The sequence below is a fragment of the Actinomadura mexicana genome (genome assembly GCF_900188105.1).
GTDB lineage: Bacteria > Actinomycetota > Actinomycetes > Streptosporangiales > Streptosporangiaceae > Spirillospora > Spirillospora mexicana.
In genome coordinates this window covers 16,796-41,988 of the sequence record NZ_FZNP01000003.1, presented here as the reverse complement: position 1 = coordinate 41,988, position 25,193 = coordinate 16,796, and the positions used below count along the sequence as shown (strand labels likewise).

At 73.6% G+C, this 25,193-nt stretch carries 23 protein-coding genes; 13 read left to right on the top strand and 10 right to left on the bottom strand.

From position 1 onward, the window contains the following. Nucleotides 1-74: 74 nt before the first annotated feature. Nucleotides 75-2,108 (bottom strand): MFS transporter, encoded by a 2,034-nt coding sequence (locus CHC11_RS08730; protein ID WP_089311146.1) that lies wholly within the window; start codon nucleotides 2,106-2,108, stop codon nucleotides 75-77. A gap of 111 nt (nucleotides 2,109-2,219) precedes the next feature. After that, on the bottom strand, nucleotides 2,220-2,621 hold the full coding sequence (locus tag CHC11_RS08725; RefSeq protein WP_218825996.1) for a hypothetical protein: 402 nt from the start codon (nucleotides 2,619-2,621) through the stop codon (nucleotides 2,220-2,222). 103 nt (nucleotides 2,622-2,724) lie between these two features. Here CHC11_RS08725 and CHC11_RS41185 point away from each other — a divergent pair, with 103 nt between their 5' ends. Continuing rightward, entirely contained in the window at nucleotides 2,725-2,886 is a 162-nt protein-coding gene (locus CHC11_RS41185) for a hypothetical protein (protein WP_179278754.1), read from the top strand. Between the two features lie 219 nt (nucleotides 2,887-3,105). Next, complete coding sequence (locus CHC11_RS08720; RefSeq protein WP_179278753.1) at nucleotides 3,106-4,020, top strand: class I SAM-dependent methyltransferase; 915 nt, start codon at nucleotides 3,106-3,108, stop codon at nucleotides 4,018-4,020. A gap of 14 nt (nucleotides 4,021-4,034) precedes the next feature. Here the strand turns inward: CHC11_RS08720 and CHC11_RS08715 are convergent, their stop codons facing one another. The 5 genes from CHC11_RS08715 to pdxH form a co-directional block, all read right to left on the bottom strand. Next, the gene (locus CHC11_RS08715) at nucleotides 4,035-5,030 is read right to left on the bottom strand and encodes a zinc-dependent alcohol dehydrogenase family protein (protein ID WP_089311143.1); all 996 of its coding nucleotides are present in this window, start codon (nucleotides 5,028-5,030) and stop codon (nucleotides 4,035-4,037) included. A gap of 4 nt (nucleotides 5,031-5,034) precedes the next feature. After that, the gene (locus CHC11_RS08710) at nucleotides 5,035-7,362 is read right to left on the bottom strand and encodes an ATP-binding SpoIIE family protein phosphatase (RefSeq protein ID WP_089311142.1); all 2,328 of its coding nucleotides are present in this window, start codon (nucleotides 7,360-7,362) and stop codon (nucleotides 5,035-5,037) included. A gap of 186 nt (nucleotides 7,363-7,548) precedes the next feature. Further along, nucleotides 7,549-8,250, bottom strand: a complete 702-nt coding sequence (locus CHC11_RS08705) for an iron-dependent transcriptional repressor DtxR (protein ID WP_089311141.1) — start codon at nucleotides 8,248-8,250, stop codon at nucleotides 7,549-7,551. 183 nt (nucleotides 8,251-8,433) lie between these two features. Next, complete coding sequence (locus CHC11_RS08700; protein ID WP_245918961.1) at nucleotides 8,434-9,729, bottom strand: MFS transporter; 1,296 nt, start codon at nucleotides 9,727-9,729, stop codon at nucleotides 8,434-8,436. Further along, on the bottom strand, nucleotides 9,726-10,385 hold the full coding sequence (gene pdxH, locus CHC11_RS08695) for a pyridoxamine 5'-phosphate oxidase (RefSeq protein ID WP_425427293.1): 660 nt from the start codon (nucleotides 10,383-10,385) through the stop codon (nucleotides 9,726-9,728). The genes CHC11_RS08700 and pdxH overlap by 4 nt, the downstream gene beginning before the upstream one ends. Before the next feature lie 174 nt (nucleotides 10,386-10,559). Between pdxH and CHC11_RS08690 the strand changes: the two genes are divergently transcribed. After that, on the top strand, nucleotides 10,560-11,672 hold the full coding sequence (locus CHC11_RS08690; RefSeq protein ID WP_089311138.1) for a citrate synthase 2: 1,113 nt from the start codon (nucleotides 10,560-10,562) through the stop codon (nucleotides 11,670-11,672). Nucleotides 11,673-11,772: 100 nt separating this feature from the next. Here CHC11_RS08690 and CHC11_RS08685 read toward each other — a convergent pair whose 3' ends face one another. After that, on the bottom strand, nucleotides 11,773-14,664 hold the full coding sequence (locus CHC11_RS08685) for a type 1 periplasmic-binding domain-containing protein (protein WP_089311137.1): 2,892 nt from the start codon (nucleotides 14,662-14,664) through the stop codon (nucleotides 11,773-11,775). 159 nt (nucleotides 14,665-14,823) lie between these two features. On the opposite strand from CHC11_RS08685, the gene CHC11_RS08680 reads away from it, so the two are divergent. Further along, nucleotides 14,824-15,207, top strand: coding sequence for a hypothetical protein (locus tag CHC11_RS08680; protein ID WP_143226980.1), 384 nt, complete (start codon nucleotides 14,824-14,826; stop codon nucleotides 15,205-15,207). 44 nt (nucleotides 15,208-15,251) lie between these two features. After that, nucleotides 15,252-16,388, top strand: a complete 1,137-nt coding sequence (serC, locus tag CHC11_RS08675) for a phosphoserine transaminase (protein ID WP_089311135.1) — start codon at nucleotides 15,252-15,254, stop codon at nucleotides 16,386-16,388. 48 nt (nucleotides 16,389-16,436) lie between these two features. Here the strand turns inward: serC and CHC11_RS08670 are convergent, their stop codons facing one another. Beyond that, a complete protein-coding gene (locus CHC11_RS08670) occupies nucleotides 16,437-17,348 on the bottom strand; it encodes a class II glutamine amidotransferase (protein WP_089311134.1) in 912 nt (303 codons plus the stop codon). A 797-nt stretch (nucleotides 17,349-18,145) separates the two neighbouring features. Between CHC11_RS08670 and CHC11_RS08665 the strand changes: the two genes are divergently transcribed. The 8 genes from CHC11_RS08665 (at nucleotide 18,146) to CHC11_RS08640 (ending at nucleotide 24,612) form a co-directional block, all read left to right on the top strand. Further along, complete coding sequence (locus tag CHC11_RS08665; protein ID WP_143226979.1) at nucleotides 18,146-19,306, top strand: OmpA family protein; 1,161 nt, start codon at nucleotides 18,146-18,148, stop codon at nucleotides 19,304-19,306. A 9-nt stretch (nucleotides 19,307-19,315) separates the two neighbouring features. Then, a complete protein-coding gene (locus tag CHC11_RS40145) occupies nucleotides 19,316-19,507 on the top strand; it encodes a hypothetical protein (RefSeq protein WP_143226978.1) in 192 nt (63 codons plus the stop codon). Between the two features lie 107 nt (nucleotides 19,508-19,614). Then, nucleotides 19,615-19,872 (top strand): hypothetical protein, encoded by a 258-nt coding sequence (locus CHC11_RS08660; RefSeq protein WP_143226977.1) that lies wholly within the window; start codon nucleotides 19,615-19,617, stop codon nucleotides 19,870-19,872. Next, nucleotides 19,872-20,291, top strand: a complete 420-nt coding sequence (locus CHC11_RS08655; protein ID WP_143226976.1) for a DUF3592 domain-containing protein — start codon at nucleotides 19,872-19,874, stop codon at nucleotides 20,289-20,291. The genes CHC11_RS08660 and CHC11_RS08655 overlap by 1 nt, the downstream gene beginning before the upstream one ends. Nucleotides 20,292-20,506: 215 nt before the next feature. Next, on the top strand, nucleotides 20,507-21,130 hold the full coding sequence (locus CHC11_RS08650) for a prepilin peptidase (RefSeq protein WP_089311130.1): 624 nt from the start codon (nucleotides 20,507-20,509) through the stop codon (nucleotides 21,128-21,130). Between the two features lie 10 nt (nucleotides 21,131-21,140). After that, entirely contained in the window at nucleotides 21,141-21,272 is a 132-nt protein-coding gene (locus tag CHC11_RS43350) for a hypothetical protein (protein WP_281258293.1), read from the top strand. Between the two features lie 50 nt (nucleotides 21,273-21,322). Beyond that, nucleotides 21,323-22,345, top strand: a complete 1,023-nt coding sequence (locus CHC11_RS08645) for a hypothetical protein (RefSeq protein WP_089311129.1) — start codon at nucleotides 21,323-21,325, stop codon at nucleotides 22,343-22,345. A 152-nt stretch (nucleotides 22,346-22,497) separates the two neighbouring features. Beyond that, on the top strand, nucleotides 22,498-24,612 hold the full coding sequence (locus CHC11_RS08640; protein ID WP_089311128.1) for a hypothetical protein: 2,115 nt from the start codon (nucleotides 22,498-22,500) through the stop codon (nucleotides 24,610-24,612). On the opposite strand, the gene thpR is transcribed toward CHC11_RS08640, so the two are convergent. Further along, on the bottom strand, nucleotides 24,549-25,172 hold the full coding sequence (thpR, locus tag CHC11_RS08635; RefSeq protein ID WP_089311603.1) for an RNA 2',3'-cyclic phosphodiesterase: 624 nt from the start codon (nucleotides 25,170-25,172) through the stop codon (nucleotides 24,549-24,551). The two genes, CHC11_RS08640 and thpR, sit on opposite strands and share 64 nt — an antisense overlap. Nucleotides 25,173-25,193 lie beyond the last annotated feature (21 nt).

The window sequence follows — 25,193 nt, the reverse complement described above, 5'->3', positions numbered from 1 at the left end:
ACCGAGTGTGATTCGGTTAGTCAGTATGAGATTACATCCCTCCCGGCGCAACGCGCTGTGAGGTGGGTCTCGGGCTACACGCCCCGCGCCGCGGGCCGCGTCCCGGGACCGAGGACCTCGCCGTCCGACTCGTCGCCGAGGGACGCCTCCGCCAGCCGCGACAGGACGTCCGCCAGCTCAGGATGCTCCTCGGGAGCCCAGCCGTCCAGATGCCGGGCGAGCCCCTCGCGACGGGCGGCGAACAGGCGCTCGGCGGTGACCCGCCCGGACGGCGTGACGGTGAGGGACCCCTCGCGCCGCAGGACGTAGCCGGCGTCCACGAGCCGGTCGACGTACGGGCGGCCCTGCTCGACCCGGACGCCCGCGCGGTCGGCGAGGTCCCGGCCGGTGACCGTCCCGTCCTTGGCGATCCGGCACAGCGCCCACACGCTGCCCGCCGGAAGGGACACGCCCGAGAACGCGGCCAGCCGGTCGTACAGCTCGAAGGCCCTGGCATCCCTGCGCATCAGCTCGCTCAGGGCGCGCTCCATCTCGTGCCTGGACGACCGGACGGTCGGCGCCGCGCCGAAGCCCTCCCCGTAGTCGGACGTCTGCGAGGTCGCCCGCAGCGGGACCTCGCGCAGGAACCAGGTCAGCACGAACGCGACCGCCGCCACCGGGACCGCCCAGAAGAACACCGAGTCGATCGACTCCGCGTAGGCGTGCAGGACGGCGTCCTTGACGGCGGCCGGGTACCGGTCGAGCAGCCCCGGATTCCCCTGGACGGCCGCCGGGTCGAACCCCGGCGGCAGGACCCGCGCCAGGTCCGCCACATGGCCGGCGAGCTGGTTGCTGAAGATCGAGCCGGACACCGCGACGCCGAACGACCCGCCGATCTGCCGGAAGAAGGTGACGCCGGACGTCGCGGAGCCGAGGTCCTCGTACGACACCGCGTTCTGGACGGCGATGACGAGCACCTGCATGACCAGGCCGAGCCCGAAGCCGAGCAGCGCGAACCGCAGGCTCATGCTCAGGGTGGTGGAGTTCTCGTCCAGCGAGGAGCACAGGTAGAGCGCCAGCGCGATGATCGGTGTGCCGACCACCGGGTAGATCTTGTAGCGGCCGAACCGGGTGATCAGCTGGCCGGAGCCGATCGAGCTGATCAGCATGCCGAGCATCATCGGCAGCAGGTAGACGCCCGACAGCGTGGGCGAGACCCCGTGCACCACCTGCAGGAAGATCGGCAGGAACGTCAGCGCGCCGAACATCGCGAAGCCGACCGCGAAGCTGATCGCGGCGCCGAGCGCGAAGACCGGGTGGCGCAGCAGCGAGGGCGGCATGACCGGCTCGGCGGCGCGCCGCTCGACCAGCAGCCACACCGCGATCAGCGCCACCGAGCCGGCGGCCAGGCCGATGATCGGCGCGGACGTCCAGGCGTAGCGCGTCCCGCCCCAGGTCGTCATCAGCACCAGCCCGACGGCCCAGCCGACGATCAGCAGCGTGCCGAGGTAGTCGATGCGGTGGCGCTCCCGCTCGCCCGTCGCGTGCAGCACGGCGGCGATCACCGCCAGCGCCACCACCCCGATGGGCAGGTTGATGTAGAACACCCAGCGCCACGTCAGGTTGTCGACGAACCAGCCGCCGAGCAGCGGGCCGCACACGCTGGCCACGCCGAAGACCGCGCCGAACAGGCCCTGGTAGCGCCCGCGCTCGCGGGGCGGCACCACGTCCCCGACGATGGCGACGGCGAGCACCATCAGCCCGCCGCCGCCGAGGCCCTGCAGGGCGCGGAAAACGATCAGTTCCGTCATGTTCTGCGACAGGCCGCACAGCGCCGACCCGATCAGGAAGATGACGATCGACGCCTGGAACAGCCGCTTGCGGCCGTACTGGTCGCCGAGCTTGCCCCACAGCGGCGTGGACGCCGTGGAGGCGAGCAGGTACGCCGTGACCACCCATGACAGGTGGTTGAGGCCGCCGAGGTCGCTGACGATCGTCGGCAGCGCGGTGGACACGATCGTCTGGTCCAGCGCCGCCAGGAGCATGGCGAGCATGAGGGCGCCGAGGACGACGTACAGGTCCCTGCCCTTCGGCATGGCCCGCTCGTCCCGCGTCGCCGTCGCCGTCATGCCGTCGTCGCCGTCATGCCGTCGTCCCCCTGCCGCCGCACATGTGCCGGGTACGTGCGGGAGGAGGCCTACCCACGAGCCGGACGGGATCACGCGGCCCGGCGGGACGAGTCAGCGCACCAGGTCGCCGGCGACCTTCGCGGCGCCGATCGAGGCGGCCCCTCCGGCGACCGCCACCGCGCCCGCCGTCACCCACAGCGGCACGCCCTTGCGGGTCTTCAGCCCGCTCATCACGTCGACCGAGTCGACGGCGAGGCCGATCCGGGCCCACAGCCGGCGCCCGGAGTCGTCGCCGCTGAGCAGGTAGCCCGCGCCGAGCGCGATCTCCCGGGCGGCGAACATCCGCGCCACGTAGTCGCGGCCCGGGTCGGCGGCGCCGCCGAGGCCCATCAGTTTCACGGTCAGCCTCGGCACGGCGAGCGCCGCCAGCCCGAGCGCGATCCGCCCGCGCGCCAGGCTGGTCGCCATCGCGTCGACCCTGTCCCGGCCGTCTGTTTCCTTCGCATCTGCCACAAAAGTGAGGGTATCGGCCCGCCTCCGCTCCCCGACCGGCGGGTAACCCCCTCCTTACACGTCTATGGTTCAGGAAGGCGGCTCTCCCCGGACGAAGGTGGCCATGGAAGGCATCCTCACCCTCATCGTCGCGTCACTGCTCGCGGCGTTCTGCGTGCGCTGGGCCGCGGTGCGGCTCCGGCTGCCCATGCCGGCCCGGGCCGCGGTGATCATCGTGTTCGTCATCGTCGCCCTGGCGCTGTACGGCCAGCACCTGCGGAACTGACCGGCGGACATGCACGGCGAGTGAATTTCCAGGGCCGGATCCGAACCTCCCGGCCCCGCGGGGAGTCATAACTGGCGAAACCGGCTTCACGCCCGTTCGCTGCCCGCCGGCGCCGGCGCGCCCCGCCCGTCCCGGGCGGCATCCCCCGGCACGCGCCTGCACGGTGGACGCGAACGGTGCCCCGTACGGCGAAGCCGGCCGAGCCGAGGGAGAGCGCCCGTGCCACATCCGGCGACCGCCGTCCAGGAGACCGGGGGCACGATCGCCCCGCATCTGAGGCGCCTGCTGGAGTTCGTCGAACCCCATACCGGCGACGTGTGCCTGGACGTCGCGCGCGGCCGCGGCCCGATGCCCGCCGCGCTCGGCCCGCACGTCCGCCACGTGACCGCGGTGGACGCGACGCCCGTGGCGGCGGCGTCCGCGCCGGCCAGGACCGGCCGGATGGAGACGGTGGAGTTCGGTACGGGCCCGGTGCGCATCACGGGCGGTGCCCGCGGCCCGGACGGCGCCCGCACGGACGGCGCCCGCGGCCCGGACGGTGCCCGCGGCGGCCATGACGACGGCGGCCGGGCCCGCCCGAGGCCCCCGGCCGCCATGACGCGCGAGGACCGGCGGCCGCGGCCCGCGCGGCCCGCCCCGCGCGAACCGATCAAGGCGGACGCCACCGCGCTGCCGTACCGAGACAATACGTTCTCCCTGGTCACGGCCCGTTTCTCGGTCCACACCCTGGGCGATCCGGACGACGTGCTGCGGGAGCTGCTGCGGGTGTGCCGGCCGAGCGGGCGGGTGGTCATCGCCGACCTCGTCCGCGGCAACCTCGCCGGGCCCGAGCGCGACCGGATCGAGCGCCTGCGCGACCCCGACCATCCCGGCACCCCGTCCATCGCCCGGCTCACCGAGATGATCACCTCGGTGGGCGGCAGCATCCGGCGGCTGGACGTGTTCACCGTGGAACGCCCCGTCGAGCCGTGGCTCGCCGGGGCCCGCGACGACGCCGCGGCCGACCGCATCCGCGCGGCCATGCTCGACGAGGTGGACGGCGGTCCCCGCACCGGCGCCAAGCCGCGCGTCATCGGCGGCGAACTCTGGTTCACCCAGTCCTGGGCGCACGTCGCCGCAGAACCGATCCCCTAGCGCGGAACCGGTGCCTAGGGGACGAGGACCGCGGCGCCCGTGAAGCGGTCCGCCGCCAGGTCGGCCAGGGCGCGGTCCGCGTCGTCCAGACTGTAGGCGTGGGTCGTGACGGCGACGTCCAAGCGCGCGGCCAGCGTCAGGAACTCCTCGCCGTCCGCCCGCGTGTTCGCCGTGACCGAGCGGACCTCCCGCTCCTGGAACAGGTGCCGCCGGTAGTCCAGCGACGGGACGTCGCTCAGGTGGATCCCCGCGACGGCGCAGGTCCCGCCGCGGTCGAGGCGTTCGAGCGCGGCGGCCACCAGCTCGCCCGCGGGCGCGAAGACGATCGCCGAGTCCAGCGGGGCGGGGGCGGCGTCGAAGGAGTCGCCCGCCCAGGACGCGCCGAGCTCGCGGGCCAGCTCCCGGGCGGCCGGGCTGCGGGTGAACACGTGCACGTCCGCGCCCTCGGCGAGCGCGATCTGCGCGGCCAGGTGCGCCGAGCCGCCGAACCCCCAGATGCCGAGCCGGCCGCCCGGCGGCGGGGACGCGCGGCGCAGCGCCCGGTACCCGATGATCCCGGCGCACAGCAGCGGGGCGGCGCGCACGTCGTCCAGCTCGGCGGGCAGCGCGTAGGCGTAGGCGTCGACGGCGAGCGCGTACTCGGCGTAGCCGCCGTGCGCGTCCCAGCCGGTGTAGACCGAGGACGGGCACAGGTTCTCGGCGCCCCGGCGGCAGAACCGGCAAGCGCCGCACGTCCCGCGCAGCCAGGCGACGCCGACGCGGTCACCGGGGCCGTGCAGACAGCCGGGGCCCGCGGACTCGACCCGGCCGACGATCTCGTGGCCCGGCGTCACGCCCGGCACGTGGACGGGCAGGTCGCCCTCGGCGACGTGCAGGTCGGTACGGCAGACGCCGCAGGCCAGCACGCGGACCAGCAGCTCGCCCGGACCGGGCGAGGGCACCTCGCGGTCGGCGCGCCGCAGTGGCCCCGCCTCTATCGGGGCCGGCCGCTCCACCGCCCAGGCGCGCACCGGCTCACGCCGGGTTCAGCGGCAGCTCGAACCAGACGGCCTTGCCGTCGGACGTCGGGCGGGCGCCCCAGCGGGTGGCGAGCTGGTCGACGAGGTAGAGGCCGCGGCCGCCCTCGTCGGTCTCGCCGGCGCTGCGGATGCGCGGCAGCCGCATGTCGGAGTCGAACACCTCGACCCAGATCGCGTCCGCGCCGCGCCGCAGCCGGAGCCGGAACTCCTTGGTGGGCGGCTCGCGGCGGCCGAGGTCGGCGCCGAGGTTCCAGTCGTCCTCGTCGAACGCGCCGCCCTCGAAGGGGTCGGCGTCCAGGGCGGCGAAGTCGGTGTTGAACTGCACGGGCGGCGGCGCGCCCAGCGGCTCGCCGCCGCGTCCCGGCTGCCCGGCCGGGACCGGGAGGACCATCTCGCGGCGCGGCGACGGCGTGGCGGTGGCGTGCAGGACGACGTTCGTGACGACCTCCGACACCAGCAGGCACGCGAGCTCGGCCTGCTCGTCGAGCATGCCCCAGGTCGCGAACGCGTCGGAGGCCATCCGGCGCGCCTCCGATACCATGATCGGCTCGGCGGTGAAGACGCGCTCCTCCACGGCCAGCTCCTCGCCGGCGGTGCGGATCACCACGATCGCGACATCGTCGTCGATGTCGCCGGGCACCGCGTCGTAGGCGGCGTTGGCGATGGCCTCGACCCCGCCGCGCGAGACCCCCGCGACGGCGGCGCGGACCATCTCCCGCGCCTCCTCGCGCGTGTGGTAGTCGCCGTCGTCCTTGGCGCGCCGGTCGATCAGGCCGTCGGTGTAGAGGACGAGGGTGGAGCCCGGCTTCAGCTCGGCCGACTCCTCGTTGAACAGCAGCTCGCCGCCCATGCCGGGGGCGCGCAGGCCGAGCATGCCGCCCTCGCTCTCGAAGTCCAGCTCGCAGACCTCGCCGTCGACGATCAGCAGGGGCGGGTCGTGCCCGGCGTTGGCGAACTCCAGGACCCGCGACCAGGCGTCGTAGACGAAGTAGGTGCAGGACACCAGGGGCGGGCGGACGAGGTCGTCGCTGTTCCAGCCGGACCGCATCCGCTCGGGCCGCGTCATCGTGCGGACCCACTCGTCGAGCTTGCGGAGGATGTCGGCGGGCGGCTTGTCGTCCTGGGCGAAGGCGCGCAGCGCGGCCCGCAGCTGGCCCATCACGGCGGCGGCGCGGGCCCCGCGGCCCTCGACGTCGCCGATGACGAGGCCGACGCGTCCCGCCGACAGCGGGATGACGTCGTACCAGTCGCCGCCGACCTGCGTCTGGATGCCGTGCCCGTGCGACTCCAGGGGACGCGCCGGCTCGTACCGCCAGGCGATCTGCAGGCCGTCCAGCGGGGGCGGCCGGTCGCCGGGCAGCAGGTGCTTCTGGAAGGCGAGCGCGGTCTCGCGCTCCTCCTCGAACAGCAGCGCGTTGTCGACGGCGAGCGCGACCCGGCTGGCGATCGCGCCGAGCAGGTCGCGGTCGAAGCCGTCGTAGTGCGGGTCGGGCCGCTTGGACAGGTTCGACAGCGCGAGGCTCATCACGCCGAGCATCTCGCCGCGCACCAACAGCGGCGCGGAGATCACCGAGGTGATGCCCATCTCGTGGCCGAGCCGCTGGGACGACTCGCTCGGCGCGGTGAACCGGTGCTGGATCATGTCCTCGACGAGGACGGCGTCGCGGCGGTCCATCGCCTTGGCGCTGAAGTGGCCGGGCGGGTAGGAGACGGGGTCGCCGACCTCCGCCCAGGTGCCGGGCGGCGGCTCCCAGCCGCCCGCGTGCCGCGACACCCGCCGGTAGAGGCGGTCGCCGCTGTAGAGGTCGATGAAGCAGTGGTCGGCGAACTGCGGGACGAGCGTGTCGGCGACGCGGCGCAGGGTGCTCTCCAGCTCCAGGGACCCGGCCAGCCGCTCCCCGATCCGCTCCATGAGGCCGTAGCGGTCCTGCTCGCGCTGGTTGGAGCGCAGCGCCTCGCGCGCGAAGATCACCACTCCGTCGACGGCGCCGGAGGGGTGCCGCAGCGGGACGGCGTGCGCCCGCGTGTACACGGTGGTGCCGTCGGCGCGCAGGTTGCAGAAGGTGCCCTCCCACACGCCGCCCTTGAGGACGTGCTTGGCCAGCTCGGTGGCCTGCTCGTGGTCCTCCTCGGCGATGCCGAGCGACAGGATGGAATGGCCGATGATCGCGTCCCCGCCGAAGCCGAACAGCTGCCGGGCGAAGGAGTTGCCGTAGATGATGTTGCTGAAGCGGTCGCAGACGATGACCGCCATCTCCATCTGCGTGAGGACGGTCTCGGGCGGCAGGTGCGCCTCGTCAGGCGCTTCCCCCCAGTGGCTCATCTCCCCATCCCGATACCAGTCCCGATCCTCGCCCCGATGATCACCGCGCGTCGCGGCACGGACGTCCTACGTGGTCGCCTCGTCGTATTGAACGACGAACCCGCCGCCGGGATACGCCCGAAAGACGCGATGTTATGGAGATCTTCGGTATAGACCGTCGAGGCGGGGGTGCACACACTGACCGCGTCAGCGCCTGCTGACGAAGACGTGCTCGGCGATGCCGCGCGAGAGTTCCGTCGCGGGACTGTCGTCCTCGTCGTCACCGATCACCCGTACCCCGTCGTCGGTCGCCCGGAGAATCACCTCTCGTCCCGGTTGTATCCCTATCTGCTTGAGTCTAAGCATCAGGTCGCTGTCGCTCTGCACCTGCTCGCTGATCCGGCGGATCACCGCGCCCGCGCCCTGGGGGCTCGCCACCGCGGTCATCACCGCCAGCGGAGACTCCTCGGCTTCGCCGCCGTGCCCGCCGAGCTCGTCCAGGCCGGGGATCGGGTTGCCGTGCGGGCAGGTGGTCGGGTTGTCCAGCAGCGCGACCAGGCGGCGCTCGACATCCTCCGACATCACGTGCTCCCACCGGCACGCCTCGATGTGGACGTCCTCCCAGGGCAGTCCGATGACGTTGACCAGGAGGCATTCGGCGAGGCGGTGCTTGCGCATGACGCGCGTCGCGAGACCGCGCCCGCTGTCGGTCAGCTCCAGGTGCCGATCGCCCTCGACCCGCAGCAGCCCGTCGCGCTCCATGCGCGCGACCGTCTGGCTCACCGTGGGGCCGCTCTGGGAGAGCCGCTCGGCGATGCGCGCGCGAAGGGGGATGATCCCCTCTTCCTCGAGCTCGAAGACCGTCCGGAGATACATCTCCGTGGTATCGATCAGGCCGTGTGAGGTCACAGCTCCCTCCAGTCTTATGGTCATGAGTCTACTTGCTCGGACCCCACGTCGCCGGGCCCTGCGAATATCCCCCGAAGCCGGGTACGGGGGAACGCGAGATGAACGCGAAACCTTCCCGCGACGCGGAGCGGTTCAGCCCGAGACGATCCGGGGGTCGTCGCTTCGGCCCTCGCCGACGGCGGCTCAGTCCTCCACGGGCAGCGGCTCGGCCGAGACGGTCTCGGCGGTGCGGGTGTCATAGCGGAGCAGTGCCGGGACGGCGAATCCCACCGCGATGACCAGGGCGGCGCAGGCCAGGCCCCCGCCGACCCAGGAGGCGGTCGCGCCCACGGCGCTCGCGGTCGCCCCCGCCCGGACGTCCCCGAGCCGGGGGCCGCCGGCGACGACGACGGTGAAGACGCCCTGGAGCCGTCCGCGCATCTGGTCGGGCGCGTACGTCTGGAGCATGGACTGGCGGAAGACCGACGACACCAGGTCGGCCGCGCCGCCGACCGCGAGCAGGACGACCGCGAGCCACAGGCGGCCGGCCAGCCCGGCGGCCGCGACGGCGAGGCCCCACACGGCGATGGACGCCACGAGCGCGATCCCCTGCCGGTGCACCCGCCCGACCCAGCCCGACGACAGCCCGCCGAGGAACGCCCCGACCGCGATCGCGGCGAACAGGTAGCCGACCGCGCCCTCGCCGCCGAACCGGGTCTCGGCGACCTCGGGGAACAGGGCGCGCGGCATGGCGACCGCCATCGCGATGACGTCCACCGCGAACGACATCAGCAGCACCGGCTGCGTGGCCAGGTAGCGGAGCCCGTCGAAGACCGACCGCAGGCCGGGCGTGCCGGTGACGTCGCCGAGCGGCGGGATCGGCGGGAGCCTGAGCGCCGCGTACAGCACGACGCTGAACAGCACGGCGTCGAGCGCGTACGCCGCCGCGTAGTGCCAGTGGGCCAGCAGGACGCCGGCGAACAGCGGCCCGGCCAGCATCCCGAACTGGCTCGCGGTGAAGTTGAGGGTGTTGGCCGCCGGGACGAGCGGCCGGTCGACCAGCCGAGGGATGATCGCGCTGCGGGTGGGCGAGGACACCGCGAACCCGATCGCCTGGACCGCCACCACGACCATGATCAGCGCGAGGCTGCCGGCGCCCAGGAGCGCCTGGACGAGCAGCAGCAGCGTCGCCGCCCACATGACGCAGGACGAGGCGAACAGCAGCCTGCGCCGGTCCATGTGGTCGGCCACCGCGCCGCCCCACAGCCCGAACACGATCAGCGGGACGAGGTTGACGACGCCGAGGGCGCCCACCCAGAACGACGAGCGGGTCATGTCGTAGACCTGGACGGGGACGGCGACGGCGGTGACCTGGAACCCGACGAACGACACGCCCTGCCCCAGCCACAGCCGCCGGTAGGCCGGACGGGCCAGCGGCCGGGTGTCGATCGCGAGCCCCCGGAGCCGCCTGCGGCGGACCGTTCCAACCGGCGGTGTCACGGAGCCAGTCTCTCCACCGCCCATTCCTCCGCGCCCCCGGGGGCCGCCCGCCGGTAGCGGATCCGGTCGTGGAGCCGGTCGGGGCGGCCCTGCCAGAACTCGACCGACTCGGGCGCGACGCGGTAGCCGCCCCAGAAGTCCGGCAGCGGGACGGCGCCGGCCGCGTCCCCCTCCGGCGCCTCCGCCCGCCCGGCGGCCGGATCCGGCCAGCGCCCGGCCGCCTCGGCGTAGCGGCGCTCCAGCACCTCGCGCCCCGGAATGACGCCCGACTGGTCCTCGCTCGCCCACGCGCCGATCCGGGATCCGTACGGGCGGGTCCGGAAGTAGGCGGCCGTCTCCTCGCGCGGGAGCTCGGACACCGGTCCCGCGACCCGGACCTGCCGGTACAGCGGATGCCACGGGAACACCAGCGCCGCGCGCGGGTTCTCGGCGAGGTCGCGGCCCTTGCGGGACGTCAGGTTCGTGAAGAACCGGAAGCCCTGCGGCCCGTAGCCCTTGAGCAGGACCGTCCGGGCGCTCGGGACCCCGTCGCCGGAGGCGGTCGCGAGGATCATCGCGTTCGGCTCGGCCAGTCCGGATGCGTGCACCTCGGCGAACCACGCGGCGAACAGGGCGAGCGGATCGGCGGGGAGCGCCGACTCGGACAATTCGCCCACCTCGTAAGATCTCCGGAGCCGTGCGGGATCGGGCGTTGGGGAATCCACAGCGTCAGAGCCTCTCACCTGGGCCCTGTGCAACTCGCAGGACCCCTGGGTACTGGTCAGTAAGGCGGGCAGGGTTCAATGGCACGGCACCGCCTTATCACTCTTGGGGACGAAAGGCAGGACGACATGTCCGACTTCAAACCCGGTCTCGAAGGGGTCGTCGCCTTCGAGACGGAGATCGCCGAACCGGACAAGGAGGGCGGCGCCCTCCGCTACCGGGGCGTCGACATCGAGGAACTCGTCGGGCGCGTCTCCTTCGGTGACGCCTGGGGCCTCCTCGTGGACGACAGCTTCACCCCGGGCCTGGCCCCCGCCGACCCGCACCTTCTCCCGGTCACCTCCGGCGACGTGCGGGTGGACGTGCAGAGCTCCCTCCCCACCCTCGCCACCGCGTACGGGATGAAGCCGCTGCTCGACATCTCCGACGAGGAGGCCCGCGCCGACCTCGCCCGGGTGTCGGTGACGGCGCTGTCGTTCGTGGCGCAGTCCGCGCGCGGCGTCGGCAAGCCGATGGTCCCGCAGCACCGGATCGACGAGTCCGGAACCATCACCGAGCGGTTCATGGTCCGCTGGCGCGGTGAGCCCGACCCCAAGCACGTCCGGGCCATCGACGCGTACTGGGTCTCGGCCGCCGAGCACGGCATGAACGCCTCCACCTTCACCGCCCGCGTCATCGCCTCCACCGGCGCGGACGTGGCGGCCAGCATCGCCGGCGCGATCGGCGCCATGTCGGGCCCCCTGCACGGCGGCGCCCCCGCCCGCGTCCTGCCGATGATCGAGAAGGTCGAGCAGCTCGGCGACGCCCGCAAGGTCGTCACCGACATCCTCGACTCCGGCGACCGGCTGATGGGCTTCGGGCACCGCGTGTACCGCGCCGAGGACCCGCGCGCCCGCGTGCTGCGCCGTACCGCCAGGGAACTGGACGCGCCCCGCTTCGAGGCCGCCAAGGCCCTGGAGGACGCGGCCCTGGCCGAACTGCGCGAGCGCCGCCCGGACCGCCCGATCGAGACGAACGTGGAATTCTGGGCCGCGGTCATCCTCGACTTCGCCGAGGTCCCGACCGCGATGATGCCCGCGATGTTCACCTGCGGCCGCACCGCCGGGTGGGCGGCGCACATCCTGGAGCAGAAGCGCACCGGCCGCCTCGTCCGGCCGAGCGCCCGCTACACCGGTCCCGGCACCCGCTCCCTCGACGAGGTCGCCGGCGCGGCGGAGGTCCTCAAGCGCCAGGGCGGCTGATCCGGCCCGTCCCCCCGCACCGACGCGCCTGAGGCCCCCGGTCGAACCGGGGGCCTTTGCCGTGTCCGGGGCGCCGTGTCCGGGGCGCCGCCGTGCCCGGCTACTTCGGCGAGGCGCCGCCCCGCCCTCCCCCCGGCGGGCAGTCGGCCGGGCCCTGCCCGCCGGCGACGAGGCGCCCGCACACCTGCTTGACCTCCGTCGTCCCGTCCTGCCGGATCGTCGCGAGGATCACCGGCCGGTCGATCACCTGGTGGCCGCCGTTGCGGGAGCCGAACCGCAGCACGCCGCTGGCGCCGTTGCGCAGCACGTCGTGGTCGGGGTCGTTGAGCGCCGCGAACACCGAGCCGGCCGACGGCAGCGCCTTCTCCTGCCAGTACACCTTGCTCGCCACGGTCGCGACGAGGGTCGCCGCGTCGTAGCTGACGGCGGCGCGGGTGATGGACGGCCGCCGTCCCGACGGGTCGTTTCCGTCGTCGGTCATCTCCCGGACCCCCGGGTCGTAGTCGGAGTAGAACGTCTGCGGCGACTGGTCGCCGATCCAGCGCCACGTCCACGCCTCCCGGGCGGCCAGCGGCGTGAAGAACAGGTCGAAGGTGTTCTTGCGGCCGAGCTCCTCGGCGTTGTCGCTGACGTACTTGGCGATCTCGTCGTCGGCGAGGACCAGCGGGCGCTTGGGGCAGGAGAGCTCCAGGACGTTGACGAACGAGCGGAACTCGTCCGACCGCCCCGCGTAGTAGAACAGGTCGGGCTGGTCCTGGCACGCCTCCCTGACCGCCTTGTTCAGCTCGCCGGGGTTCTTGTACGGGCGCATCAGCGCCTTGCCGGGCCGGAACGACTTCTGGAAGTCGGTCGCCAGGTTCGCGCTGTAGAGGTCGTCGGGGTCGCCGTCGTAGATGACGACCGCCTCGTCCGCCTTCCTGCCGCCGACGTCGCCGTGCCGCGCCCAGAACGCGGCGTGCCGCGCGGTCCGCGCGTTGGGGGACGCGAGCCGGAAGTAGTACGGCGAGTAGCCGGCGTCGCCGTCGAGCAGCGCCGTCCCGTCGTAGCTGTTGGCGGTGCCGACGAGGGGCAGCGCGGACTTGGCCAGCAGCCTGATCGCCTGCTGGGTCTGCCGGCGGCTCTGCTCGAACCCGATCACCGCGACGATCGAGCGGTCCTTCAGCGCCCGCCCGCGGATCTGCTCGGCGACGTCCTCGGCGTAGCGGAACTTGGCGCCCGCGTTGGCGACCAGCAGCCGCAGCCGCAGGTCGTCGCCCTCGGCGGCGTCGTTGAACCGCTTCTGCGCGATCGCCAGCCCGATCAGCTCGCCCTGCACCCCGGCGAGCAGGTCGATCCGCTTGTTCTTGATGGACGGGTCGGCGGTCACCGGACCGAGGTAGACCACGGTCGCGTACGGCTTGCCGGACTCCATGACGTGGTCGTTCAGCGACTCGATCCGGTCGAGGACCTTGTTGAGCCGGTTGTCGTTGTTCTTGCCGCCGGAGTCCTCGCCGAAGCGGAACGACCCGTCGGTGATGCCGACGCACTCGCCGTTCGGCATCCGGCTGATACCGAACGGCGAGCAGTACCGCACCACCTGCACGGAGATCACCGAGACGGACGCGGCGGCGACCGCGACCATGGCGATCCACGGCAGCGCCGGATGGGCGAGCCGCGGGCGGCGCCGCACCGGGCGCACCGGCGGCAGGTCGCCGCCCGGGTCGCGGGTGACGTCCACGCGCAGCTCGCGGCGCGAGCCGAGGGCGCCGACGCGCCGCTGCTCGCGCGTGTAGCGGTCCCACAGGCCGCGCGCGGCGATGACGCTCTGCGGCTCGTCCGAGGCCACGTCCACCCGGACGGCCCGCGCGAGCCGCTCCAGCAGCCGGAGCCCGGACGGGTCGGGCGGATCCACGCTCGCGGGGGCGGCCGGGTCCACTCCGGCGACGACGATGAGCGGGTCGAAGCCGGGCAGCCGGTCGCTCGCCCGGCCGTCGGCGCGGACCCGCTCGACCAGCTCCACGAACGCCACCCCGGGATGCCCGGCGGACAGGTGCTCGAAGATCAGCACCGGGTAGCGGACCCGGGCCCACGCGGCCCGCCGGTAGTCGCGGCGGTAGTTGCGGCGCAGGTCCTCCAGGAACGCGGCGACGAGCAGCAGGTCGAGCTGCTCGCCGTGGTCGTCCGGCTCGACCGGGCGGGGGTCGAACACGCCCAGCGCGAAGCCGAGGAAGCCGGTGGAGTCGCGGTCGACGTAGGGCTGGCGCAGGAACCAGCCGAACCGCCGCACCCCGTACCAGCCGCGCGTCCGGGCGACGATCTGCACGGTCACGAACGCCAGCCCGACGACGGCCGCCAGCACGGCGTAGGCCAGGTCGAGCGCCGCCGCCGTCCCCGCGCTGACCAGCGCGACGACGGCGATGCCGATGGGGGCGATCTGCTCCAGGAACGATAAGAAGGTGGCGCGCCTGCCGGGCACCTCCTCAAGGTCGCGCAGCACGTCCCGGCCGCGCCGCCGGATCACCCGGTTGAGCTCGCGGCGGCGCGTGTTCTCGTTGTCGCCGACCGGCGGGTGCGTCAGCCGCCGGACGAGCAGGTGGTTCTCGCGCTCGGAGGAGGCGGCGCCGCGCGGCGGCGGGCGTTCGCCGGCCAGCCGGATCTCCCGCAGGTCGCGCAGCCACAGGGCCATCTCCAGCAGCGGGAACCGCAGCGCCGGCTCGCCCCGGGCGCGGCTGCTCGGCTGCGACAGCTCGCGCTTGGCCTCGCGCAGCACGCCCGCGACGTCGGTGGCGGGCGTGTCGGCGGCGATGTGCGACACCGGGGCCCGCTCGTCCTCGCAGCGGGACTTGAGCATCTCGGCGGCGTGGGAGGCGGCGCGGTCCGGCCCGAGCAGCAGGAGCAGGGGCCGCAGCCGCTCCCGCCACCGCCACGGCGGCCGCTCCCGCAGCCGCTCGAACAGGTCGAGGACCCCGCGCAGCCGATCCTCGCTCAGGATCCGGTCGCCGTCGCCCGCCATGCGCCACGCCTCGCTTCCGTGTCTCGCCCGCCTCTGCCCGGCCCCCCGACTCGCCCGCCCTCGTTCAGGTTGGACGCGGTGAACGGTCGATCGGATCGAAACTTTCCGCTGATCGTGCGCCGGTTCCCGAAACCCGGCCACTTTGTCATCATGGGCGGCATGACAAAAGCCCCCGCCGGACACGACGAGCCGCTTGAGGGCGACATCGGCCCCGCGGCCGGCGGCGCCTCCCATGCGGCGTCCGGCCCCGCCGCGGCGCCCGCGGTCCCGGAGGCGGTGGAGGCGGCGCAGGCGCTGAGGCGGTTCGACGCGGAGCGCGAGGAGCGCCGCCGCGCCACCAACGCCGTCGCGGGACGGATCGCCGTCGCGGTCGCCGCCCTCTTCCTGGTCTTCCTCACCTACGACTCCACCACCACGGCCGTGCGGGCGCATTCCAGGGGCGACGCCTGGATCTACCCCCCGGCCGTGGTCGGCGGCGCCTGCGCCGCCTGCCTGGTCGCCCTGCTGACCTGGGGGTGGCGCCGGCGGCGTCTCGGGATGTGAACCCGAGCCACGATCTTCGCCGCAGGTCAGATAGCCTCGTGTGAGTGACCGACAGCGCGAATCCCACCATCGACATCCCCGCCGATCTCAGGCCCGCCGACGGCCGTTTCGGGTGCGGTCCCTCCAAGGTCCGTCCCGAGCAGCTGGCGGCCCTGGCCGGGTCCGGCTCGACCTACATGGGCACCTCGCACCGGCAGAAGCCGGTGAAGTCCCTCGTCGGCCGCGTCCGGGAGGGGCTGGCCGAGCTCTTCTCGCTGCCCGAGGGGTACGAGGTCCTGCTCAGCAACGGCGGCACCACGGCGTTCTGGGACGCGGCCGCGTTCGGCCTCGTCCGCCGGCGGTCGCAGCACCTGACCTTCGGCGAGTTCTCCAGCAAGTTCGCCAAGGTCACCACGGGCGCGCCCTGGCTGGGGGACCCCACCGTCATCTCCGCCCCGCCCGGAACGCACCCCGAGGCGTCCGCCGAGCAGGACGTGGACGTCTACGCGCTCACCCACAACGAGACCTCGACCGGCGTCGCCATGCCGATCAAGCGCCCGGCGGGCACGACCGCGCGGGACGGCCTCGTCCTGGTGGACGCCACGTCCGGCGCGGGCGGCCTGCCCGTGGACGTGTCCGAGACCGACGTCTACTACTTCGCTCCGCAGAAGTGCTTCGCGGCGGACGGCGGCCTGTGGGTCGCGCTCGCGTCCCCGGCGGCGCTCGAGCGGATCGACGAGATCGCTTCGTCCGACCGGTACGTCCCGGAGTTCTTCAACCTGAAGACGGTCGTCGACAACTCCGCCAAGGACCAGACGTACAACACCCCCGCCGTGGCCACGCTGCTGCTGCTCGCCGAGCAGATCGAGTGGATGAACGGGCAGGGCGGCCTCCGCTGGACGACGTCCCGCACGGCGGACTCGTCCCAGCGGCTCTACACGTGGGCCGAGAAGACCTCGTACACGGCGCCGTTCGTGGTCGACCCGGCGCAGCGCTCGCAGGTCGTCGGCACGATCGACTTCTCTGACGAGGTGGACGCGGCGGCCGTGGCCAAGGCGCTGCGCGCCAACGGCATCGTCGACACCGAGCCGTACCGCAAGCTGGGCCGCAACCAGCTGCGCATCGGCATGTTCCCCGCGATCGACCCCGCCGACGTCGAGGCGCTGACCGCCTGCGTCGATTACGTCGTCGAGCGCCTCTGAGACGAGCCGGAGCCCTCGGGGGGCCACGCCGCTCCCCCGAGGGCCGGTTCAGGCGACGGTCAGCAGACCGCCGGTGCCGCCCGCCCGTTCCACCACGCGGTGGAGCAGGCGGGCTTTGTCGGCCTCGGCGTCGGCCGGGGTGAAGCCCGTCCAGACGCGCGGGTCCATGTCGGTGTCCCGCGCCGTGGGCGCGAAGGCCGCCGTCGCGAGGACCTCGGGCAGGTCGCGGCGCCCTGGGCGGCGCTCCATGCCGACCTTCAGGTAGGTGCCCTCGCGCAGCAGCACGACGGTGGCGAACCGGACCCGGGTGTGCCGCTCGACCTCCCGGAACCAGCGCGGGTTGGACCCCCAGTAGATGTTCTGGTCGGTGTCCACGGCCACGGTCAGCGGGCTGAGCGCGCCGCGCGCCAGGTGCACCTCGGTGGGGCGGTCGCGCTCGACCCACGCCAGCGCGACCCGTCCGACCAGGGCCTGGAGGACGCCGGTGATGTCGTCCGGGGCCCGGCGGCCGGCCAGCAGCTGGAAGATCGGCTCGCTGTCGGTGGCGCCGGACGCGGGCGGCGGCGCGAACCGCTCCCGAAGGCCCGCGGCGTCGATGTCGCCGTTGTGCGTACCCACGACCGTGGCCGACGGCCCGGGGACGACCATGGGGCCGGCGTTGGCCGCCTCGGTCGGGGAGCCCTGCGTCGCCCAGCGGGTGTGCCCGATGGCCACGGCCGCACGGTCCAGCCCGGGCAGGAACTCGGGCCGCCAGACCCCCGAGAACCGGCCGCGCCCCTTCACCACCCGGCAGCCCCCGCCGCCTTCCCCGCCGAGCCCCGGCGGGGCGCCGAGCAGCGCCAGGCCGGCCGAGTCGGTCCCCCGCTCCTCGGCGAACGCGCCCAGCATGACGAACACGTCCGACGCCCGACCCGGGTCGGGCGCGAACGGCGAGCGCACCACCCCGAACAATCCGCACATGCAGGATGAGATGCAGATCCTGGGCGGACGGTTCGGCCTTCTCGCACCGGTCGGCCTGCCCGCCGCCGACCGGCGAGGACCGCCGGGCCGGGTGTGACCTCCCGCCGAATGTGGACCTTTCGCTCGCCGTTGATCAACAGTCGGCGCTCCGGCGAGAATGGCCAGGTGGGGCGGCCCGGAAGGGAAGAGTGGAAAATTCCACTCTTCCGGGAGTACGTCGGCGACGACGGCGGCCGACTCCCGGCCCGCACACGCCCCGGCCAGGCAGGACACTCTTTCCGTAGGCGCATGTCAGGACGGACGTGACAAGCTTTCTCGAACGTGTCACCCCCGAGGGGAACCTTGGCGCCGCGCCTGACATCGAACAATGCGTTGCTCCCGGTTTTGAGGCCGACACCCCTGCCGGAAGGACCAATCTCTTGAATGGTTACAGCCGTAATGACTATAGTCAGCGATTCCGTGACCAGGCGAAAAGGCCGCCTGCCGTTCGGTCGCCGTTCAGGACGGGAGGGATCCGCCCGGTGAGGCCCAAAGATCATCCGAGGTGCCCGTGGAGCCACCGGCCGAGCCGGTGGCTCTCCCTGTCGCTTTCGCATGGATTCTTCATTCCGTGGGACGGGAGCAGAGAAATGGTTGAACGTGGCCGGGATCAGTCTTGGGTTCTTCGGCTCGGAGTGGGTGCGGTCGCCCTTCTCCTGGCCCTGTCCGCGTGCGGCGGCGGCGACGACGGCTCCGACCCGCCGAAGACGACCGGCAGGCCGGCCGGTAAGAATCCCGGCACAGGAGTCGCGGTTCCCATGGCGCACCGTGCCGGGCCCGCGCATGTCGAACTCCTCGCCTTAGCCCGCACATCCGGTAGCGCCGTCACCGGCCAGTTCCGCATCGTCAACGACGGGCAGAGCGAACTGAACCTGCACATCAGCCTGTTCGAAGGCGGCCGTGAGGGCGACATCCGCAGCCTGGAGGCCAACGGCATCGGACTGCTCGACGGTGTCGGCGGCAAGCTCTACATGCCGCTGAGGACGGCCGACGGAAAGTGCCTGTGCTCCGCACTCGGCGACAAGAGTCTCGCCCCCGGCGCCTCACTGGACGTCTACGCCGTGTTCCCCGCCCCGCCCGCCGGGGTGAACAGGGTGACGGTGACGCTCCCGCTGACCGTGCCGATGCAGGACGTGCCGATCTCCAACGGCCCTCTCCGGGCACTGCCGGACCAGACCGATCCGGCTTCGGTGCCGCTGGCGGCGCCGCGCATCCTCACCGTGGCCGGGGTCGCCGAAGGCGACGAGCAGTCCGTAAACGACGACGGCGACAAACGTGCCGTGCGGCTGTCGTCGGACGTGCTGTTCGCGCTGAACAAGGCCGACCTGACCCCGCAGGCCGACGAGCTCCTGCGCGGCGTCGCCAAGCAGGTCGACGCCTCCCGCGGCAGCACGGTCAAGGTCGACGGCTACACCGACTCCAGCGGCAACGACGCCATCAACCAGCCGCTGTCCGAGCGGCGCGCCAAGGCCGTGGCCGACCGGCTCCGGCAACTGGTCACCCGCACCGGCGTCGCCTTCCAGACCGCCGGGCACGGATCGGCCGACCCCGTGGCCTCCAACAGCACCGGCAGCGGACGCCGCAAGAACCGCCGGGTCACCGCGAGCTTCACCATGCCGCCACCCCCGCCCGCCCCGGCGGGCGGGCAGCCCTACCGCTGGGCGCCCGGCAAGCCGACCTCGTCCAAGACGGCCGCCTTCACCGCGGCAGAGGCCGAGAACCTCCAGGTGGAGGTGAACTCCATGCACCGCGATCCGGCAGGCTTGACCACTTTCGTCTGGACGCTGCGCAACAACGGGCAGTCCCAGGCGGACGCGGGCTCGGCTTTCCAGTTGGACCTCCAGTACAACGGCAGGCTGAGCCCCGTCTCGCAGAGCACCGACGGCATCTCCATTCGCGACACGGCCAGTGGCGTCTGATACTACCCGTTGCGCGCATCGAGCGCCGAGTGCGTCTGCACCTCCTTGCCCCGCGCTGACGCGAAGAAGGTCCTCAACCCCGGAGACAGCGTGACCTACTCGGGCGTCTACCGGCTTCCCCCCGAGGCCCGGACCGTGGACATCGACTTCCCCTGGTCCGGCCAGGAAGGTCTCCGGATGAAGGGCATAGCCGTCAGTTAGCCGACGCGAACCGGCGTGTTCCGGGCGCCACGCGGGCGGCCCGGAACGCTCCGGTCAGCGGCGGTTCATCGTTCTTCGGTAGGGCTTGGGCCCTGGGACCCAATTCGTTGCCGGACGGTAATGCCGTGGTCGTGGTGGCCGGCGCCGTCCAGCGCGACCGGACGCGGCGGGCGCGCTGGCTCGCGAGCGTCCTTCCGCCGCCGCTGCTGGCCGTCCTCGCCGGGTCGGCGGCCCCGGTCGCCGGGGACGCCGGCGCGCTCTCCGCGGTGCTGTACGTTGCCGAGGGGGTGGCCGGGGCGGCCGCCGGTCTGGCCCTGGCCTCGCTCATCAGCGTCAGACGTTCGGAACTCGGCGGGTACTGGTGATGCCGGTGTGGTTGTTCGGTCTCATGGCGCTGGGGTTCGGTGCGGCCTTCTGCGCCGTCGGCGTCCACCGCTACCGGGCGGGCCGGGCGTTCATGGCCTCCGCGCACCGGGTCGCGGGAGTCGTCGCCGGGGTCCACCGGGTCGACAGGACCGACACCTCCGAGTTCTTCCCGGTGCTGCGCTTCCGGACGCTGGAGGGCGCCGAGATCGAGACGGTCGGCCAGACCAGGGGCGGGTCGTTCGAGCTGACCCGGCTCAAGGGCCGGCAGGTGGCCGTGTTCTACGACCCGCGGAACCCGCGCGCGGCACGGATGGACACCTCGTCCGGGAGGGGGACGGCCAGTTCGGTCGGCATGGTGGCCTTCGGCTTCTTCCTCGTCCTGCTCGGCGTCGGCCTGCTCTTCGCGAGCCGGCTCTGACAGGGAGCCCGGGCCGCAGCGCCCCGGGGTCAGATTCGACATGACATCCGCCTTCGCCCGGAAGGGCCCGCACAACGCCCGGAGCCCCGATCGGGGTCCGGGGGCCCATGCGCGGGGGCCGGTGCGGCGGGTTGAATGGCGCGGGGCCCTCCGCCGCCGGCGTCCGTCCGGTCAGGTGCCGGGGCGTGGCAGAGTGCGGATCGGGGCGAGGGTCGATGGTCGCGTTGGTGCTGGTGCCCGTCGGGCTCGCCGTCGGCCTGCTCGCGGTGCCGTTGGCTGCGCCGTACGTCGGTGACGTCCCGCGCCGGCACGGCGTCGTCCTGGGCCTGGTCACCGCGGCGCTCTTCGGCGTGCTCGGGTGGCGGGTCGGGTTCGGGCCCGTCCTGCCCGCGCTGCTGTACCTCGCGGCCGTGGGCGCGCTCCTGGGCTTCATCGACGTCGGCGTCAAGCGGCTGCCCGACCGGTTCACACTCCCCTCCTACGGAATCGCCGCGGCGCTGCTGGCGGCGGCCGCGCCGTTCACCGAGGACGGCCCGGAGCGGTTCGGGCACGCACTCGTCGGCATGGCCGCGCTGCTCGCGCTGTACTTCGCGCAGGCGTTCGCGGTCCCGTCCGGGATCGGGCTGGGGGACGTCAAGCTGTCCGGCGTGCTCGGCCTCTACCTCGGCTGGTACGGCCGGGACGCGTGGGTCGTCGGCCTGCTGGCGACCTACCTGCTCGGCGGCCTCGTGGCCGTGGGCATCATGATCGTCCGCAGGTCGCGCAAGGGCGAGTTCCCGTTCGGCCCCTGCATGCTCGCCGGTGCGCTCGTCGCGGTGCTGTCCCTGCCCGCGGGATGAGATGCAGATCATGGGCGGACGGTTCGCGGCGGCCGGGAGGCCGAATAAGCTCAGGGGCGTGAACCGCGCGCCCCAATGGCTGCTGCCCACCGTGCTGACCGCGCTCATCCTGGCCGTGGTCGTCGGGGCGCTGCTGGGCTGAGCGGCGCGGATCAGGTGATCGTCGGGGCGCGGAACGGGGATGATCGATCCATGTCAGCACGCCGGGCCGCCGTCCGCGCGGGCGCCGCGATCGTCCTCGCCGGCGCCCCGGTCTGCCTGCTCTCCCCCGCCTCCGCCTCCGCCGCCGCCCGCACGGGCCGCGGCGACGCGGTCGCCTTCACGATCAAGGACCCGCGGATCACCGAGTCCAGCGGCCTGGCCGCCAGCGCCCGGCACCGGGGCGTCGTGTACACCCACAACGACTCCGGCGGCGTCCCGAAGGTCTACGCGCTGGGCCCGGACGGGCGGGTCGCCGCCGTGCTCACGCTCGCCGGCGCGGGGGCCCGCGACTGGGAGGCGATGGCGATCGGCAAGGACGGCCGCGGCCGTCCGGCGATCTTCGTCGCGGACATCGGCGACAACCTCGGCGGCGCGTGGCCCTACGTGACCGTCTACCGGATTCCCGAGCCGGCGCGGCTGGTGAGCCAGACGCTCCGGGCGACCCGGTTCCAGATCAAGTACGAGGACGGGCCGCGCAACGCCGAGACCATGATGATCAATCCGCGCACGAACCGGCTCTACATCGTCAGCAAGCTGTTCGGCGGCGACGTCTACGAGGCGCCGGCGCGGCTGCGGACCGGCGGCTCCAACGTGCTGCGCAAGGTCGGGGACGCCCCGGCGATCGCGACCGACGGCGCGTTCGCCCCCGACGGGCGGACCTGCGTCATCCGCACCTACTTCGGGGCCCGCCTGTACTCGGTCGGCGCCGACGGCCGTCCCGGCAAGACGATCGAGTCCCTCGACCTGCCCAGGCAGGTGCAGGGCGAGTCGGTGACCTACACCCCCGACGGGAGGTCGCTGCTGGTGGGGTCCGAGGGCAGGAACCAGCCGGTCTACCGGCTGCCGCTGCCGGAGGAGGCGCGCCCGTCCCCGGCGTCCTCCCCCGGGAACGCGGGCGCGGAAAAGGACACCACGGGCGGCAGCCGGGACGCGACCAACACCCGCACGGCGCTGTTCCTCGCCCTCGCGATCGCGGCGGCGGTCGGCTACGGCCTGCTGCGGCGCCGGCGGTGAAAGCACGGCTGCGGGACTCACGTGACCGGTGAGACTCATATGACGGCGGTGGAGCCCCGACCTGACCGGCGCGATGGATGTCGGTTCCGGAGGGCGACCGGATCGTGGAAGGGGGCGACGGTCCCGCGGGGACCCGTGTGAGGATGCGGACTGTGGAGCATGAGCTGGTGGGCCTCGCGGGATCCGGCGGCCGGTGGCGCCCCGTCGCCGCGGGCCCGTTCACCGTCCTCGCGGTGGCGCTGGCGCTGCTGCCGATCAGGCCGGTGTGGCTGTGGGCCGCGCTGATCGGCGCCGTCGCAGCGTTCCCGTGGCTGCTCGGCGCGATCCCGGAGGCGCGCCGCCGCCGCCCGCGCCCGTACTGGCGGCTGTCGGCGGCCGGTCTGGAACGCGTCGGCCCCGGCGGGCTGACGATGGTCTCCTACGAGCGGTCCCGGATCGACGGCCTGGCCATCACCACCGGCGATGGCGTCCTGACCGTCTTCCACCGGTTCGGCCGCACCGCCGTGGGCGGGATGACGGCGATGGGCCTGGAGCCGCTCGCGGTGTTCGTGGCGGCCCGCAGGCTCGGCATCCCCATGCACGTCCTGGACGGCGAGGCCACCGACCTGCTCGACCCGGCGCTCGACGAGGCCCTGCGCGTGTCCGGGCTGGAGGACGACGTCCCCGGCGGCGGCCCCCTGCCGCGCGACCACGCGGCCGAGAAGCGCCTGCTGGACCAGGAGGCGGCCCTGCTGGCGGCGGCGCACGAGCCGCCCCCCGAGACGCCCTCGCGCCGCGCGTCGCGCGCGGCGCCCGACGAGCAGCGGCTGGCCACGCCCGAGCCGCTCCCGAGCCGCCGCCGGATCGTCTTCCTCGGCGCGCTCACCGCCCTGCTCGGCGCCGTCATGATCGTCCGGATCGCGCTGGACGGGACGGGCGAGTTCGGCGCCCGGCTCGCCGCGGGCTGCTGGGCGCTCGCCGCGATCGGCGGCGTCCTCGCGGCGCGCCGCCGGCTGCTGCGGGCCGCGCAGGTCCGCTGGACGATCACGGCGGAGCGGCTGCTGGTGCGGGCCCGCCCCGGCCGCCGCCGCGAGACCCAGGACCTGCCCGCCGAGAACGTCGCGGCGGTCGTCGTCGGGCCCGGCCTGCGCCTGGACCCGGTGAGCGGCGAGCCGCGCCGCGCCGACCTCGCCGCGCTGGCGTTCGGGCACCGGCTGGAGTTGGTCGCCCGGCTGCCCGCGCACGGCCTGGACGGCTTCCAGCTCGCGCACGCCCTCGACGACCACGGCTACCGCGTGATCACCCCGGGGGCGCGGTCGCCGCGCCGTCCCGACTACGGGCTCGAAGGGCTGCCGGAGATCTTCGCCCAGGTGCCCGGCGGGCGCCTGGTCGTCGAGGGCGACGGGCTCGGCTGGGCGGACGCCGCCGGCGACGTGGTGCTCAAGATGCCCCACGACCGCATCGGCGGCATCGAGCTGCTGACCGTGTCCGGGCACGCCTGGGTCCGGCTGTACGACTCCGACGGCGACGAGTTCTTCTCCTCGCCCCTGTCGGCGCTGCGGATCTCCCGCACCGACCTGCGCGACTCCGCCCGCCGCGCGGGGCTCCCGGTCAACGACGCCGAGTACGACGCCTACCTGAGCGCCGCGTTCCACTCGGCCATGTCCTCGCTGTCGGCCCCCGGCCCCGAGCCCGCCGCGGCCCAGTCGGCGCAGGGCGTCGCGCACGAGGGCGCGGCGTCCCGGCCGGAGCCGTCCGAGGAGCCCGGCTTCGTCTTCCCCGCCCACACTCCGCCCACCCCGGCGACCGCGCCGGGCACGGTCCTGGACGCGACCCGCCGGTCCCGTGCCGGCACCTACGGGATGAGCGTCCTGCTGTGCGAGGCGGTGGCGCTGCTGGGCGCGGTGTGGCTCGGCCCCGACCTGGGCGGGTTCAACACCACGGCCCTGTGGTCGATGCCGGCCGGGCTCGTGATCGGGCTTCTCGGCTACTGGCTGTACGACCGCAACCGGTCGCAACTGCGGGTGTCGTCCGCCGGGGTCGCCGTCGTCACCCGGCGCGGCCGGGTCGAGTGGGACCTGGCCCGCGACCGCCTCGGCGGCGTCGGCATCGACGACGCGGTCGAGCGGATGCCCCGGCTGGTGGTGTGGGCGCCGTCCGGACGGGTGCTGCGCCAGATCACCTTCCCGCCCGACCTCGCCGAGCTGCGCCGCGCCTGCGAGCGCTACGGCGTCCCCTGGGGCCCGCCGGACGCCGACCGCCCCGCCCCTCCGCCGCCGGAGCTGTGACGCAGCGGCCACGTCATCAGCGGCTCGTACTCCAGCTGGGCGTTGTCCTTTCCGGGCAGGTGGCTGCGCATCAGGTGGACCGAGTCCGCCGTCCACGGCGTCCCCGCGAACGAGGACAGGGCCTCGACGAGCGACCGCACGTCCACCGGCAGCCGCGACCGCGCCAGCGTCATGTGCGGGCGGAAGCCGCGGTGCTTGTCGGGGATCGTCCCGACGCGGCGGCCCGCGGCGGTGGTGGAGGCGGCCAGCCTCGCCAGGGCGCGGCGGTCGCCGTACAGGCCCGTCCACAGGACGCGGGCGTGCGCGCCGCTGCCGGGGAACGCGCCCGCGCCCGCCAGCGACAGCGTCATCCGCTCGTGGCGGCGGACGGCGCGTTCCAGCCTCGGGAGCAGCCGCTCGAGGGTGCGGTCGTCGACCTCGTCGAGGAACGTCAGCGTGACGTGCATCAGTTCGCGCCGGATCCAGCGCAGCTCGGAGACCGTGCCGAGATGGGGCCGGACGGCCTCCGCGAGCTCGTCCAGAACCTCCGGCGGCGGGACGAGCGCCACGAAAAGCCTCATGAACGCTTCCACAGGGCCACC